Origin of the sequence: Neogemmobacter tilapiae (assembly GCF_014652215.1) — a bacterium.
GTDB lineage: Bacteria > Pseudomonadota > Alphaproteobacteria > Rhodobacterales > Rhodobacteraceae > Neogemmobacter > Neogemmobacter tilapiae.
In genome coordinates, this window is record NZ_BMYJ01000001.1 from 470892 (window position 1) to 486384 (window position 15493).

16 protein-coding genes are annotated in these 15493 nt (G+C 61.0%); 9 read left to right on the forward strand and 7 right to left on the reverse strand.

Annotated elements, in window-relative coordinates:
• The first annotated feature begins 3 nt into the window (after positions 1–3).
• Positions 4–1254: a tyrosine--tRNA ligase gene (gene tyrS, locus IE095_RS02365; RefSeq protein ID WP_189409959.1), complete on the forward strand. Its 1251-nt coding sequence runs from the start codon at positions 4–6 to the stop codon at positions 1252–1254.
• Positions 1255–1278: 24 nt separating this feature from the next.
• Here tyrS and IE095_RS02370 read toward each other — a convergent pair whose 3' ends face one another.
• The 4 genes from IE095_RS02370 to IE095_RS02385 all read right to left on the reverse strand — a co-directional run bounded on the left by IE095_RS02370 (position 1279) and on the right by IE095_RS02385 (position 4360).
• Positions 1279–2505, reverse strand: coding sequence for an MFS transporter (locus IE095_RS02370; protein WP_189409960.1), 1227 nt, complete (start codon positions 2503–2505; stop codon positions 1279–1281).
• Positions 2506–2722: 217 nt separating this feature from the next.
• The gene (locus tag IE095_RS02375) at positions 2723–3295 is read right to left on the reverse strand and encodes a peptidylprolyl isomerase (protein WP_189409961.1); all 573 of its coding nucleotides are present in this window, start codon (positions 3293–3295) and stop codon (positions 2723–2725) included.
• 87 nt (positions 3296–3382) lie between these two features.
• Positions 3383–3775: a hypothetical protein gene (locus tag IE095_RS02380; RefSeq protein ID WP_189409962.1), complete on the reverse strand. Its 393-nt coding sequence runs from the start codon at positions 3773–3775 to the stop codon at positions 3383–3385.
• Positions 3776–3850: 75 nt separating this feature from the next.
• Positions 3851–4360 (reverse strand): peptidylprolyl isomerase, encoded by a 510-nt coding sequence (locus IE095_RS02385; protein WP_189409963.1) that lies wholly within the window; start codon positions 4358–4360, stop codon positions 3851–3853.
• A 130-nt stretch (positions 4361–4490) separates the two neighbouring features.
• Here IE095_RS02385 and IE095_RS02390 point away from each other — a divergent pair, with 130 nt between their 5' ends.
• The gene (locus tag IE095_RS02390; RefSeq protein WP_189409964.1) at positions 4491–5684 is read left to right on the forward strand and encodes a phosphoglycerate kinase; all 1194 of its coding nucleotides are present in this window, start codon (positions 4491–4493) and stop codon (positions 5682–5684) included.
• Between the two features lie 96 nt (positions 5685–5780).
• Positions 5781–6101, forward strand: a complete 321-nt coding sequence (locus IE095_RS02395; RefSeq protein ID WP_189409966.1) for a heavy metal-binding domain-containing protein — start codon at positions 5781–5783, stop codon at positions 6099–6101.
• 49 nt (positions 6102–6150) lie between these two features.
• On the opposite strand, the gene IE095_RS18545 is transcribed toward IE095_RS02395, so the two are convergent.
• Positions 6151–7890, reverse strand: a complete 1740-nt coding sequence (locus IE095_RS18545; protein ID WP_189409968.1) for a calcium-binding protein — start codon at positions 7888–7890, stop codon at positions 6151–6153.
• Positions 7891–8076: 186 nt separating this feature from the next.
• On the opposite strand from IE095_RS18545, the gene IE095_RS02405 reads away from it, so the two are divergent.
• Entirely contained in the window at positions 8077–9006 is a 930-nt protein-coding gene (locus IE095_RS02405) for a class I fructose-bisphosphate aldolase (RefSeq protein WP_189409970.1), read from the forward strand.
• Between the two features lie 139 nt (positions 9007–9145).
• Positions 9146–9448, forward strand: coding sequence for an FtsB family cell division protein (locus IE095_RS02410; protein WP_189409972.1), 303 nt, complete (start codon positions 9146–9148; stop codon positions 9446–9448).
• Between the two features lie 29 nt (positions 9449–9477).
• Here the strand turns inward: IE095_RS02410 and IE095_RS02415 are convergent, their stop codons facing one another.
• Positions 9478–10227 (reverse strand): SDR family oxidoreductase, encoded by a 750-nt coding sequence (locus IE095_RS02415; RefSeq protein ID WP_229804409.1) that lies wholly within the window; start codon positions 10225–10227, stop codon positions 9478–9480.
• A 108-nt stretch (positions 10228–10335) separates the two neighbouring features.
• Between IE095_RS02415 and IE095_RS02420 the strand changes: the two genes are divergently transcribed.
• The 4 genes from IE095_RS02420 to IE095_RS02435 all read left to right on the forward strand — a co-directional run bounded on the left by IE095_RS02420 (position 10336) and on the right by IE095_RS02435 (position 14513).
• On the forward strand, positions 10336–10731 hold the full coding sequence (locus IE095_RS02420; protein WP_189409974.1) for a winged helix-turn-helix transcriptional regulator: 396 nt from the start codon (positions 10336–10338) through the stop codon (positions 10729–10731).
• A 114-nt stretch (positions 10732–10845) separates the two neighbouring features.
• Positions 10846–11835, forward strand: coding sequence for a pyruvate dehydrogenase (acetyl-transferring) E1 component subunit alpha (gene pdhA / locus IE095_RS02425; RefSeq protein WP_189409976.1), 990 nt, complete (start codon positions 10846–10848; stop codon positions 11833–11835).
• 13 nt (positions 11836–11848) lie between these two features.
• Positions 11849–13216 carry a pyruvate dehydrogenase complex E1 component subunit beta gene (locus IE095_RS02430; protein WP_189409978.1) on the forward strand — a complete coding sequence of 456 codons (1368 nt, stop codon included), beginning with the start codon at positions 11849–11851 and terminating at the stop codon, positions 13214–13216.
• Positions 13217–13226: 10 nt separating this feature from the next.
• On the forward strand, positions 13227–14513 hold the full coding sequence (locus IE095_RS02435; RefSeq protein ID WP_189409980.1) for a pyruvate dehydrogenase complex dihydrolipoamide acetyltransferase: 1287 nt from the start codon (positions 13227–13229) through the stop codon (positions 14511–14513).
• Between the two features lie 138 nt (positions 14514–14651).
• Here IE095_RS02435 and cysE read toward each other — a convergent pair whose 3' ends face one another.
• On the reverse strand, positions 14652–15461 hold the full coding sequence (cysE, locus tag IE095_RS02440) for a serine O-acetyltransferase (RefSeq protein WP_189409982.1): 810 nt from the start codon (positions 15459–15461) through the stop codon (positions 14652–14654).
• Positions 15462–15493 lie beyond the last annotated feature (32 nt).

Here is a 15493-nt window from a genome sequence, read left to right on the forward strand (position 1 = left end):
GCAATGACCTATCATCCCAAATCCGATTTCCTGAATGTCGTGATGGAACGCGGCTTTCTGGCCGATTGCACCGATCTGCAATCGCTGGATGCCGCCTTGGTCAAGGGGGTCGTGCCCGCCTATATCGGCTATGACGCGACAGCGGCGTCCCTGCATGTCGGCCATCTGCTGAACATCATGCTGCTGCGCTGGCTGCAAAAGACCGGGCACAAGCCGATCACCCTAATGGGCGGCGGGACGACCAAGGTCGGCGATCCGTCCTTCCGCGCCGATGAGCGCCCCTTGCTGTCGGGCGATCAGATCAACGCGAATATCGCGGGGATGAAGCAGGTTTTCGGGCGGTACTTGTCCTATGGCGATGCTCCGGGCGCTGCGCTGATGCTGAACAATGCCGAATGGCTGGACAGCCTGAATTACCTCGATTTCCTGCGCGACATCGGGCGGCATTTTTCGATCAACCGGATGTTAAGCTTTGAAAGCGTCAAGTCGCGGCTGGATCGGGAACAATCGCTGTCGTTCCTAGAATTCAACTATATGATCTTGCAAGCCTATGATTTCCTTGAAATCCATCGCCGTCATGGCTGCCTGTTGCAGATGGGCGGGTCGGATCAGTGGGGGAACATCATCAACGGGATCGACCTGACCCGCCGCATTGCGGATCATGAGATTTTCGGGCTGACCACCCCGCTGCTGACCACCAGCGACGGGCGAAAGATGGGCAAATCGCAGGGAGGGGCCGTCTGGCTGCGCGGCGACATGCTGTCACCCTATGAATTCTGGCAGTTCTGGCGGAACACGACCGATGCCGATGTGGGGCGGTTCCTGAAACTTTATACCGACCTGCCGGTCGAGGAATGCGAACGGCTGGGGGCTTTGGGAGGATCCGAGATCAACGCCGCGAAAATCGTACTGGCGAACGCGGTGACCGGGCTTTTGCACGGGGCCGACGCGGCTGCGGCAGCGGAAGCCACAGCGCGGGAGGTGTTCGAAAAGGGCGGCGTGGGCGAGGATCTGCCGCGCGTGACCCTGACGGTCGCCGATGTCGCCGATGGCATCAGCCTTGCACAGCTTTTCGTGCGGGCAGGACTGACGGCGTCTGGGAAAGAGGCGAAACGCCTGATCACCGAAGGCGGGGCGCGGGTGAACGATGAGGTGGCGACGGATGCGGGTCAAGTGATCCGCGCCAGCGCGTTGGCCGAACCGATGAAACTGACGGCGGGCCGGAAACGCCACGCGTTGGTGGTGTTGGGCTAAGCGATCAGGCTTGCGGCCTGTGTTTCAGGCCGCAAGCCCCGGCACGCCCGCTGGCTGCGGTTTTGGGAAGGGGCGGAAAGTCATCGCCACCAGGAAAGCCGCCAGACCGAACACCGCGCAGGTGATATACATCGCGCCATAGCCCCCGGTCTGGTCAAAGATCCAGCCGCCCATGATCGGCCCGGTGGCCATGCCCAAACTGCCCGCCATGCCGATGCCGCCCATGATCGTGCCCATCATCTTCATCGGGAAATTCTCGCGCGCCAGAACGTTATAAAGCGGCATGATGCCGGCGTAGATAAAGCCAAAGATGGCCGCGACGATGTAAAAGGTCATCAGGTCGCGCGCAAAGTAATAGCCCATGACGCCAATGGCCTGTGCCAGCAGACCCAGTGACAGGATACGCTTGGCCCCGAAACGGTCGCCCAGCAGGCCAAAGCCCAAGCGCCCGCCCATGCCAGCGATGCCTTCGACGGAATAGATCGACACGGCGGCCAGAGTGGTCAGGCCGCAGATCTCGGCATAGCTGACGGTGTGAAAGATCGGCCCCGAATGGGTGGCGCAACAGAAGAAATTGGTCAGAACCAGAACAAGGAAGGGGGCCGAGGTGACCGCTTGCCGCAGGGTCATGCGGGCGTCGGGTTCGTCGGGCATCGCGCCAGAGGCGGGGCCATCCGCCGCAATCGGCGGCGGGCGCAGAAAGGCGGTGGTGGGGATGGTGCAGACGGCGACGATCACCGCCAATATGGTCAGCACCATCCGCCAGTCGTAATATTCGGTCAAAGTCGCGGCGAGGGGCGACATGGTGACCGGGGCCAGACCGATCCCGGCCGAGACGAGCGAGACCGCCAAGGCGCGCCGGGTGATAAACCAGCCGGTGACATTGGCCATCATCGGCGCAAAGAAGGCCGGCATCGTGCCGCCGACCAACAGGCCAAAAACCAGTTGAAACAGGGCCAGCGAAGGGGCAAGGCTGACCAGCCAAAGGCTGGCCGAAAACAGGCAGGCCCCCGCCAACACGACCCGACGCGCCCCAAAGCGGTCGGAAAGCGCGCCCCACAGCATCGAAGTTCCGGCCATTGCCAGAAAAGCCAAAGTCATCGCCGCCGATACCCCAGCGCGTGACCAGCCGGTGGCTTCGGTGATGGGGGTCAGCAGGACAGGCAGCGAAAACATGGCCCCCATGGCGACGCAGCCCATAAAGCCGCCCGCCGCGACCACGACCCAGCGATAGGTTGGTTCCTTGACCATGATCCGCCTCCCGTGCCCGCGTCAGGCCGTGCCCGCATCGTCCTGTCAGAAGCAATTGATATCGATCCGCGCGGGGCAAGCAACATTTACCTCCGTCGGCTTGGTGATGGGAAAGACGGCCCAGCCATGGAGGCCAGGTGGACGAGGCCGACCCCGCTGATGTCCGTCCGTGACCGAGGCATCCCCAAAAGAAAACGGGGGCCAAAGCCCCCGCCGTTTATTCCTGAACCGTGACCTTAGACATCACATCGGGCCCCTCGACCTCGCCATCGGGACCTGCGCCGCGTTTCACCTGATCCAGCACATCCATGCCCGAGATCACCCGGCCAACCACCGTATATTGGCCGTCAAGAAACGTGCCCGGCGCAAACATGATGAAAAATTGACTGTTGGCGCTGTTGGGATCGGCGGAACGGGCCATACCGACCACACCCCGGTCAAAACTGACCGACGAAAATTCCGCCGGAAGGTCTGGCTTGTCAGAGCCGCCCGTTCCCGCCCGCGCCATATCGGCGTTGCCGACCTTGCCATATTGCACGTCGCCCGTCTGCGCCATGAACCCGTCGATCACGCGATGGAACACCACATTGTCATAGGCACCTTCCTTGGCCAGGGTGGTGATCTGCGACACATGCGCCGGGGCGACATCAGGCAAAAGGTCAATGACGATCTGGCCATTGGCGGTGCCTGCCACATCAATGATCAGGTTCGGGCCGGGGCCATCCTCGGCCTCTTGCGCGAAAACGGGCGTGGCGGTCAGGGCGATGCTGAGGGCCAGTTTGCGGATCATGGTCAGTCCTTTCAGACGAAAATTTCTGGCGCTGTTGTTCCGCGCTTTTGGGCCAAGGTCAACGCCTTGGGCTTCACTTGCGCGGGATCATGCCCCGCGCTTGGTTCCCGACCAACGATAGCCATTTTGGGGGTCATCATGCGGATCTGGCAGACTATAGTCATACCAGCTTCCCTCAAAACCCTTGAAATCGTCAGAAAATCGCAGGACCAGCGCCCCGCTGCCATAGGCATCTTGCCAAGTGCAGCGCAGAATGGGGGCGGCCAAGGCGCAATCGGTCAGCTTGCCACGCGCCGGGCTGCCCATATCGTCGTAGACATAATTGCCGTTGATCGCCCCGTTGGGCCGCACCTTGAGAACCGTCTTGCCAGGGGAATCGCTGCCCGCCGACCAGATGATCCCCTGATATTCGCCGGCCAAACGCGGATCGGCCAAGGCCGTCCCTGTTGAAATGGCCAAAACCAAAAGTGCAAGCCGCATGGTATCCCCCCAAATTGAAACAGGCGGCAGGCTATCATGACCTGCCGCCCGGTAAAGTCGGGTATCCCAGACCTGTCAGGCCAGGTCCGCCGCAACGCGGACGGTGATCATCCGGTCAGGGTTGGCCGGCGGCTCGCCCCGGGTGATCTTGTCGACGAATTCCATGCCCGAGATGACCTGACCGTAAACTGTGTACTGGCCATTCAGGAAGTCATTGTCCTTGAAGTTGATGAAGAACTGGCTGTTGGCGCTGTTCGGGTTCGACGAACGCGCGGCCCCCAGCGAGCCACGGGCATGGGGCGTGCGGCTGAATTCGGCCGGCAGATCGGGCATGTCGGAACCACCCGTGCCCGCGCGGCGCAGGTTGAAATCCTTTTCCATATTGCCGTTTTCCACATCGCCGGTCTGGGCCATAAAGCCGTCGATCACGCGGTGAAAACACACGTTGTCATACGCCTTGGCGCGGGCCAGGGCCTTCATGCGTTCCACATGTTTGGGGGCGATGTCTGCCAGCAAAGCGATGACCACTTCGCCGTCTTTCAGCGTCATGATGATGGTGTTTTCCGGGTCTTTGATATCGGCCATGGGCTGATCCTTTCCTTGATTGGCGGTGAACCTAGTCTGCAAGGGACGCAAGGGAAAGGCCAAAGGTTGACGGAGGCTTCCGAACGGGCCAGAACCCAAGCGAAACCGACATCGCGCAGCGGAGGCGAATATGGGCTGGAAGACACTGGACGACATCGACCTGAAGGGAAAGACGGTCCTGCTGCGTGTGGACATCAACGTGCCGATGGAAGGCGGCGTGGTGACGGATGCCACGCGGATCGAAAAGATCGTGCCGACGGTGAAGGATGTTCTGGCGAAAGGTGGCAAGCCGGTGCTGCTGGCGCATTTCGATCGGCCCAAGGGCAAGGTGGTGCCAGAAATGAGCCTTGGGCATGTTCGGGGCGCGGTAGAGGCGGCTTTGGGTTGCAAGGTGGTGTTCGGGGCTGATTGCGTGGGCGACGTGGCTGCGGCGGCGATTGCTTCGGCGGGGCCGGGGGATGTTGTGCTGTTGGAAAACACGCGGTTCCAGCCGGGTGAGGAAAAGAATGATGTTGAGTTGGCCAAGGCTATGGCGGCCTTGGGTGATGTGTTCGTGAACGACGCCTTTTCGGCGGCGCACCGGGCGCATGCCTCGACCGAGGGTCTGGCGCATCTGCTGCCCGCTGCGGCGGGGCGGTTGATGGAGGCCGAGCTGAAGGCGCTGGAAGCGGCGCTTGGAAATCCGGTGCGGCCCGTGGTTGCGGTGGTCGGCGGGGCGAAGGTTTCGACCAAGCTGGATCTGCTGGGGAACCTTGTGGGCAAGGTGGATCATCTGGTGATCGGGGGGGGGATGGCGAACACCTTCCTTGTGGCGCAAGGGGTTGAGGTTGGCAAATCCCTAGCCGAACGCGATATGGCGGCGACGGCGCTGGACATTCTGGCCAAGGCGAAAGCGGCGGGCTGTGTGATCCATCTGCCGGTGGATGTGGTGGTGGCGCGGGAATTCAAGGCGGGGGCGGCGAATGAAACCGTGGCCGCGGGCGATTGCCCGGCGGATGCGATGATCCTGGATGCGGGGCTTGCCACCGTGGCGGAACTGACGAAGGTGTTTGAAGGGGCGAAGACGCTGATCTGGAACGGGCCTTTGGGCGCGTTTGAGATTGAGCCCTTCAATGCCGCGACGAATGCGGCGGCACGGGCGGCGGCTGGTCTGACGAAGGCCGGAAAGCTGGTGTCGGTGGCGGGTGGTGGCGATACCGTCGCGGCGCTTAATCAAGCGGGGGCAGCCGAGGATTTCACCTTTATCTCGACCGCTGGGGGGGCCTTCCTGGAATGGATGGAGGGCAAGGAATTGCCCGGCGTCGCGGCGCTGCATCAGGCCTGATAGCACTATTTTCGCAGGCCAAGGCCCGGGCAGGATTGAAACCCTGCCCGGGCCTTTCCATGTCTGGCGGAAGTATATCAACCAAGGAAAGCGCCGATGATCATCACGACGACCAACACTGTCGAAGGCAAAACCATCACCGCCTATCATGGGCTGGTGGCGGGCGAGACGATCATGGGGGCGAATGTGTTCAAGGATCTGTTCGCCGGCATCCGCAACATCGTGGGCGGGCGGTCGGGCACCTATGAACAGGTGTTCAAGGATGCGCGGGCGCAGGCCTTGTCGGAAATGGAATCGGGGGCGCGGGCCTTGGGGGCCAATGCGGTGGTGGGTGTGTCGATCAACTATGGGGCCATCGGGGCCAGCGACGGGATGCTGATGGTTTCGGCCACCGGCACCGCGGTGACTTTGGGATAATTTTCGAAGACCACAAAGGCCGGGCGTGAACCCGGCCTTTGTGATGCGGTCACACAAAGGGCCATTCGAAATGGTCCGCCGTCAATTCGGCTTTGGACACATCCAACAGCCGGATCGCGCTGATCACACCATTCGCGCCTTTCAGGCGGATCAACGTATCACTGCCCTGCGCCACGATCTCGAATCCATCGTCCAGCCCCTTGTCGCGATGGGCCCATGTGATGCCCGAGAACATCGTCAGTTCTACCTTGTCGTGCTTGGCCCCATCCGTCTGGAAATCCCGCACAACACAGACCCCGGGATCGGCGACCTCGGGCTGCATCCCCGCGTTCCACAGGATGAAATAGTCGGCCCCGCTGCCACCTGTGGCGGTATCGCCGCCCGAGACATAAAGCCGATCACTGCCCGCCCCGCCAAAGACGACATCGGCCCCCTTGCCACCACGCAGGTTGTCGTTGCCATCCATGCCTTTCAACGTGTCGTTGCCACCTTTGCCGTCGAAGAAATCGGCCTTGGCTGTGCCGGTTTTGCTTTCGGCCTTGGCCGTGCCAGTCCAGTTCGCGGATTCGGCCCGGCTGGCGCTTTCCGCAGCCTTGGAAGGGAACACAAAGACGAAATGATCAGACTTCAATTCACCAATCTTAGTGTCCTCCAGAACGACTTTGATGATGGTGCCTTCTTCGCATTCCAATCGAAGGACAACATCCGAGCCATTGGCAAACATTTCAAAGCCGTCTTCCATGCCCTTGTCGCGGTGCTGCCAGCGCACCCCCCGAAAACCAAAGGCCCCCATCTCCAGATGGTCCTGCGCTGGGCCGGTGGTCGCGAAGTCCCGCACCGTCAACACACCCTTGTCAAGAAACTCGGGTGAACCCAGATCCACGTCGGTCACGACGAAATCATCGACACCGCCGCCGCCGACCCCAACGTCGCCACCGGACAGATAAATCCGGTCATTGCCACCGCCGCCGAAAAGCGTATCGGCCCCCTTGTCGCCCATCAGATAATCACGGGCGGCCCCGCCAAAGAGTTTGTCATTGCCGGTTCCGCCGCGCAAATTATCCTGACCGCCATTGCCGTAGAGCGTGTCGCTGCCACCCTTCCCGTCAAAGCTGTCGCCATCGACGCCGCCTGATTTTTTCTCGGATTTCGCCGTCCCGGTCCAATTCGCGGACTCAAAGGCACTCCGCTGCTTTTCGGTGACGAAAAAGAAGTGATCTTCGGTCAACTGCCCCGGCAGCACATCCTCGATCACCACCGTTACAATGGTCCCCGTCTCGCCCTTCAGCCGCAGGATGGTGTCATCACCTTGGCGGACAATCTCAAAATTATCGTCCAGCCCTTTGTCGCGCTGCTGCCAGCGCACGCCGCTGTTGTAGCCGAAAACCCCTAGATCCAGCAGATCCTTATCCGCGCCAACAGCATCAAAATCGCGGATGATCACGGTGCCCAGATCGGATTTATCCCCGCCGCCATTGCCGGGATCGAGGATCACAAACTGATCCGCGCCAGCGCCCCCGGTCGCCGTATCAAGGCCCGAAACGTAAATCCGGTCAGAACCCGTGCCACCAAACAGACGATCACCGCCCTTGTCGCCGCCGATGAAATCATCCCCAGCGCCGCCATAAAGGACATCGCGCCCGTTCCCGCCATAAAGGTCGTCGCCCCCCGCCAGACCTTTCAGCGTATCCGCCCCGCCCATGCCGTTCAGCGTATCGGCATCGGTATTGCCACTATACGCTTCGGACTTGGCCGTGCCTGTCCAAGCCACCCTTTTGAATACGCTCATCGCTTTACCCTTTCATCTATACGCAAACTGTTGTGCGGGCCGCAGCCCCCCTGTTCTATCAAGACCATCAAACCGCCGATCATGGCGGCTTTCGGGCATCCTTCGGGCGCAAATCTGATGAACAGGCTTGCCCAAGGGCATGACGCCCTTTAACCCAAGGATCGACATGATTGCGGAGGGCTGTCGATGCGCACGACCAAGACGGTGCAGAATATTCTGCGCAACTACGAAGGCGAAAATCCGGGGGTAAAGACGAACCTTGCCCGGATGCTGAGCGAGGGCAAGCTGGGCGGGACGGGCAAGATGATCATCCTGCCGGTGGATCAGGGCTTTGAGCATGGCCCCGCACGCAGCTTTTCGGTGAACGCGCCGTCTTATGACCCGCACTATCATTATCAGATGGCCGTCGATGCCGGGCTTTCGGCCTATGCCGCGCCGCTTGGCCCGTTGGAGGCCGGGGCGGATACTTTCGCGGGCCAAATCCCGACGATCCTGAAAGTGAACAGCGCCAATTCGCTGCTGCCCAAGGTCGCACCGAAAACCCAGGCCATCACGGCATCGGTGGATGATGCGCTGCGGTTGGGCTGCTCGGCCATCGGTTTCACCATCTATCCGGGGTCTTCGCAGAGCCTCGATATGTTCAGCGACATCGCTGAAATGCGGCGCGAGGCGGCGGCCAAGGGGATTGCGACAATCATCTGGTCCTATCCGCGCGGCGAAGATCTGGACAAGGACGGCGAAACCGCCGCCGACGTGACCGCCTATGCCGCCCATATTGCGGCGCTTTTGGGCGCGCATATCATCAAGGTTAAACTGTCGACGGATCACCTGAGCCAGCCCGAAGCGAAAAAGGCCTTCGAGGCAGGGCAGATCGCGGTGAAAACCCAGGCGGACCGGGTGCGCGAATGCGTGCGTTCGGTGTTGAACGGACGGCGGCTGATCGTATTCTCGGGTGGGGCATCCAAAGGGGCCAACGACGTGCTGGACGATACGCGGGCGATCCGCGACGGCGGCGGCAACGGATCGATCATCGGGCGGAACTGTTTCCAGCGGCCGCGCGCCGAGGCGATGAAGATGCTGCAAGACATGATCGACATCTATAAGGGCAAAGCCTGATTTCAGGCGAAAGCGGGCGGCAAGTGCTTTGCCGCCCGCATTTTTCTGCGGATTTGTGCATTTTCAGGATTCACAACGAATCATCCCTGTGGCATGGTTTGTCCACAGTCTCCGAACAAGAGAGACGGATGAGGCGTGGATGAGCGGTAAGCGGAAACGGTTGGCTTTGGGTGGGGTGGTGACACTCAGCCTCGCATTTCTGGCGGGCATGTATTTCGTCTTTGCCGCTGTGCAGGGCGATTACGGCGTGTTCCGTCAAGTGCAGATCAAGGCCGAGGCCGAGGCTTTGCGGTTGGAGCGCGACAAACTGTCCGCCGAACTGGCCGAAATGCAGAACCTGACGCTGCGGCTGTCGGATGGCTATCTGGACATCGACCTTTTGGACCAACAGGCCCGCGATGTGCTGGGCTATGTGCGCAGCGATGAGATCGTGATCCAGTAGGGCGGGGTTAACCCCCGCCCCGGCCGGTTTCAGTGCCGCGCGCCGTTCAGCATGGCAAAGACATCGGCATGTTTCCCGGTGGTTTCGGCAAAACGCAGGGGTTTCACCCGTTCTACCAGAATTTCATCCGGCACCTCGGGCGCGGTCAGCATCGCCATCACCTCGCTGATGAAATCGGCCAGTGGCATCATCGCCGGGTTCGTCGCATGGCCGGGCATCAGATCAGTCTGCACACCGGGCGGGGCGAGTTCCGTGACCCTGACGCTGGTGTTGCGCAGTTGGTAACGCAAGGACTGGCTCCAGCTATGGATCGCGGCCTTGGTCGCGGAATAGGTGGGGGTCATGGCCAAGGGCACGAAGGCCAGGCCGGAACTGACGGTGACAATCCGCGCCTTGGGCTGTGCTGTCAGATGCGGCAGCAGGGCGTGGGTCAAGCGGATGGGGGCGGTCAGATTGATGTCGATCACCTGTTCCGAGGTGGTCAGGTCGGACGGGTTGGCTGACAGGGTTTCGGCAGGCATGATGCCTGCGTTCAGGATGATCATGTTCAGGGCCGGGTGGTCCTTGGTCACTTGCGCCACAAAGCCGGGGATGGCACCGGCATCGGCCACGTCTTGGGCATAGGTTGCAATGCCGGGGAAATCGGCGGCAATCTGCGCCAAAAGCGCCTGACGGCGGCCGGTGATGATGACCTTATGGCCTTGGCCATGCAGGGCTTTCGCCAGTTCAAGCCCGATGCCCGAAGTGCCGCCGGTGATAAGAATGGTGTCGGTTGTCATGGGAATTTTCCTTCTGTCAAACAGGTGACAGGGGGGAAAATAGCGATATACTCTCTGACAGGAAGAAGGCACCCAAAAGATTTATACTTACCAAAAAGAGAGTGTAAGATGCGCCCCGGACTGATGCCCAAGGACGAACCCCTGCTGAAAGATGTCGATCCGCGCCTGAATGCGCTGGTGATGGATCTGATCGGGCGGGTGGCCGACAAATGGACGATGACCATTCTGGAGGTGCTGGTCGAAGGCGGCGAGATGCGCTTTTCGCGGATTGCGGACGGGGTTCCGGGGATCAGCCAGAAGATGCTGACCCAAACGCTGCGGGCGATGGAGCGGGATGGTCTGTTGGTGCGGACGGTGCATCCGGTCGTGCCGCCACGGGTGGAATACCGGCTGACCGATCTGGGCTATTCCTTGGGTGGGGCCTTTTGCGGGGTCTGGACCTGGGCCGAGGAAAACCTGACGCGGATCGAGGCATCGCGGGCCGATTATGATGGGCGTGAATAGGCCTGCAACCGCTGCATGACCCCAAGGCAAATTTGCTCTCGCCCTTATTTCTCCGATGTTGTAGAGATAGTTTAGTATTGAACGAACTTCCGGCCAGAGGGGGAGGATACCACAATGGCAACGAAGAAGCCTGAGGCGAAACCGAATGTTTCGCGCGACGATCTGCTGAAATATTACCGCGACATGCTGCTGATCCGGCGGTTCGAGGAAAAGGCCGGCCAGTTGTATGGCATGGGTCTGATCGGGGGCTTTTGCCACCTGTATATCGGGCAGGAAGCCGTGGTTGTGGGTCTGGAAGCGGCGGCCAAGGATGGCGACAAGCGGCTGACCAGCTATCGCGACCATGGCCATATGCTGGCCTGCGGGATGGATGCCAAGGGCGTGATGGCCGAACTGACAGGCCGCATCGGGGGCTATTCCAAGGGCAAGGGTGGCTCCATGCACATGTTCTCGAAGGAAAAGCATTTCTACGGCGGGCACGGGATTGTGGGCGCGCAGGTGCCGCTGGGGGCGGGTCTGGCCTTTGCCGACAAATACAACGGCAATGACAATGTGACCTTCACCTATTTCGGCGACGGGGCGGCGAACCAGGGGCAGGTCTATGAGACCTACAACATGGCGCAGCTTTGGGATCTGCCGGTGATTTTCGTGATCGAAAACAACCAGTATGCGATGGGCACCAGCGTGAAGCGTTCCACCAAGTCGCCCAGCCTGTGGGAACGCGGTGCCGCCTATGGCATCAAGGGCGAAGCGGTCGATGGGATGGACGTTCTGGCAGTGAAAGCGGCGGGCGAAAAGGCCGTGGCGCATTGCCGGGCGGGCTTGGGCCCGTACATTCTGGAAGTGAACACCTACCGCTATCGGGGCCATTCGATGTCGGACCCGGCGAAATACCGCAGCCGGGACGAGGTGGAAAAGATGAAATCGGAACGCGATCCGATTGAAAACGTTCGGGAATTGCTGCTGCAGGGCGGACATGCGACGGATGATGACCTGAAGGCGATCGACAAAGAGATCAAGGCCATCGTGAACGAGTCGGCGGAATTCGCCAAGGAAAGCCCCGAGCCGGACCTGTCCGAGCTTTGGACCGATATTTACGCGTAAGGGGGGGAAGACCATGGCAACCGAGATTTTGATGCCGGCGCTTTCGCCGACGATGGAAGAAGGCACACTGGCGAGATGGCTGGTGAAAGAGGGCGATGTGGTCAAATCGGGCCAGATCATCGCCGAGATTGAGACCGACAAGGCGACGATGGAGTTTGAGGCGGTGGACGAAGGCACCGTGGGCAAGCTGCTGGTGGCCGAAGGGACGGCCGGGGTCAAGGTGAACACCGCGATTGCCGTGCTGGTGGGCGAAGGCGAAAGTGCGGATGTGGCACCCAAAGCCGCAGCACCTGTGGCCGAAGCCGCGCCTGTGGCGGTGGCGGCTGTTGTCGCAGCGCCTGTGGCTGTTCCCACGCTTTCCACAGCCTGGCCGCACCGGGATATCCCCGAAGGGGCACAGACCAAGACCATGACCGTGCGGGAAGCTCTGCGCGAAGCGATGGCCGAAGAAATGCGTTCCGATCCGAATGTCTTCCTGATGGGGGAAGAGGTTGGGGAATACCAAGGGGCCTATAAGATTTCCCAAGGCCTGCTGGATGAATTCGGGCCGAAGCGCGTGGTCGATACGCCGATCACCGAACATGGCTTTGCAGGGATTGCGGTCGGTGCGTCCTGGGGTGGGCTGCGGCCCATCGTCGAATTCATGACCTTCAACTTTGCGATGCAGGCGATTGACCATCTGATCAATTCGGCTGCGAAAACCCTGTACATGTCCGGCGGCCAGATGGGCAGCCCGATGGTCTTCCGTGGCCCGAATGGGGCAGCGGCACGGGTTGGGGCGCAGCATAGTCAGGACTATGCGGCCTGGTATGCCGCCATTCCGGGGATGCGGGTCTGCATGCCCTATTCGGCGGCGGACGCGAAAGGCCTGCTGAAATCGGCGATCCGCGATCCGAACCCGGTGATCTTCCTTGAAAATGAAATCCTTTATGGGAAATCGTTTGAGGTTCCGGTGGATCCCGACTTTACCGTGCCCTTCGGCAAGGCCAGCATCTGGCGCGAAGGCAAGGATGTCACCATCGTCAGCTTTGGCATCGGCATGACCTATGCGCTTGCGGCGGCTGAGGAACTGGCGGCAGAAGGCATCAGCGCCGAGGTGATCGACCTGCGCACCCTGCGGCCCATCGACTATGACACGGTGCTGGCTTCGGTGATGAAGACCAACCGCTGTGTGACGGTCGAAGAAGGCTTCCCCGTGGGGTCGATCGGCAACCACCTGTCGGCGACGATCATGGAAAAGGCCTTCGATTATCTGGACGCGCCGGTGATCAACTGCACGGGCAAGGATGTGCCAATGCCCTATGCGGCGAACCTTGAAAAACACGCGCTGATCACGACGGCCGAAGTGGTCGCTGCGGTCAAATCCGTTTGCTATCGTTAAGGGGGATATCATGGCTGTTGAAATCTTGATGCCCGCGCTTTCCCCCACGATGGAGGAAGGGACGCTGGCGAAATGGCTGGTGAAAGAGGGCGATGTGGTGAAATCCGGTCAGGTGATGGCCGAGATTGAAACCGACAAGGCGACGATGGAATTCGAGGCGGTGGATGAAGGCATCGTCGGGAAAATCCTGATCGCCGAGGGGACGGCAGGGGTGAAGGTGAACACCCCCATCGCCATTCTGGTGGAAGAGGGCGAAAGCGCCGATGCAGCGCCTGCGCCTGCCAAAGCGGCAGCGCCAGTCGCCGCCGCAGCCGCCCCGGTGGCGGCGGTTGCAGCAGCCCCTGCTCCGGCGGCACCCAAGGCCGATGGCGCGCGGGTCTTTGCCTCGCCTCTGGCCCGGCGGATTGCGCATGAAAAGGGTCTGGACCTGACCAAGGTCACCGGTTCCGGCCCGCATGGCCGCATCGTGCGCGCCGATGTCGAAGGTGCGAAACCTGTGGCAGCGGCTCCGGTCGCGGCAGCAGCGGCAGCCCCGGCGAAAGCGGCTCCTGCGGCCATGCCGACGGGTCCGGCGACGGAAACCGTGCTGAAGATGTATGCCGACCGCAAATACGAAGAGGTCCCGCTGGACGGTATGCGCCGCACCATCGCGGCGCGCCTGACCGAAGCGAAACAGACCATCCCGCATTTCTATCTGCGGCGTGAGGTGCGTCTGGATGCGCTGATGGCCTTCCGCGAGCAGTTGAACAAGGGGCTGGAAAGCCGTGGTGTGAAACTGTCGGTGAACGACTTCATCATCAAGGCCTGCGCGATGGCCTTGCAGGCGGTGCCGAATGCCAATGCCGTCTGGGCAGGCGACCGGATGCTGAAATTGAAACCGTCCGACGTGGCTGTGGCTGTGGCGGTTGAAGGTGGGCTGTTCACCCCGGTTCTGCGCGATGCGGATCAGAAATCTTTGTCGGCCCTGTCGGCAGAAATGAAGGATCTAGCGGCGCGGGCAAAATCTAAGAAGCTGGCCCCGCATGAATATCAAGGCGGGAGTTTCGCGATTTCCAACCTGGGGATGATGGGGGTCGAGAATTTCGACGCCGTGATCAACCCGCCGCATGGGGCCATTCTGGCGGTCGGCGCGGGCTTGAAAAAGCCCGTCGTGCTAAAGGATGGCACCTTGGGCGTGGCCACCGTCATGTCGATGACCCTGTCGGTGGATCACCGGGTGATCGACGGGGCGCTGGGGGCGGAACTTCTGAAGGTGATCGTCGAATATCTGGAAAACCCGATGGCGATGCTGGCGTAAAGGATGGGCCAATGGCCCATCCTACGCGTCAAAGGCCCCGGCAGAAATGTCGGGGCTTTTTCGTATCATCCCAATTCCATGGCCCAAAGCAAAACGCCCCGGAATGATCCGGGGCGTTTTGCTTTCTGCGAACTCGGCCTAAGCCTCGTCTGGAATAACCTGATTCATGCTGACCGAAGGCTGGGCGCAGCCCGCCTCACCCACCACCCTCGCCGGCACCCCGGCCACCGTCTTGCAGGGCGGCACGTCATGCAAGACCACTGAACCCGCCGCAATCCGCGTGCAATGGCCGATCTGGATATTGCCCAGAACCTTGGCCCCCGCCCCAATCAGCACGCCATCGCCGATTTTCGGATGCCGGTCGCCATCCTCTTTGCCGGTCCCGCCCAAGGTCACCGAATGCAGCATCGACACATTGTCGCCCACCACCGCCGTTTCACCAATGACGATGGAATGCGCATGGTCAATCATAATGCCCTTGCCGATCCGGGCATTGGGGTGAATGTCCACGCCAAAAACCTCGGACACACGCATCTGGATGAAATAGGCCATGTCGCGGCGGCCTTGCGTCCACAGCCAGTGACCCACGCGATAGGCCTGAACCGCCTGAAAGCCCTTGAAGAACAGCACCGGCTGGATGAACCGATGGCAGGCGGGATCGCGGTCATAGATCGCCATGATGTCGGCCCGCGCCGCACCGCCCAGTTCCGGGTCGGCCAGATAGGCCTCATCCGCGATTTCCCGCAGGATCTGTTCGCTCATCTCGCTCGACGCCAGCTTTTCCGACATGCGGTAAGACAGCGCCCGTTCCAGCGACGGGTGATGCAGCAGCCCGGTATGAATCAGCCCGCCCAGCAGCGGTTCGGCACGGATCGCCTCATGCGCCTCGTCACAGATGCGTGCCCAGACAGGATCGACGGTGGCAAGCTTCGGTTTCAGATCGGCCATGATGTTCTCCATCCTTCAGACCTGCGATATAG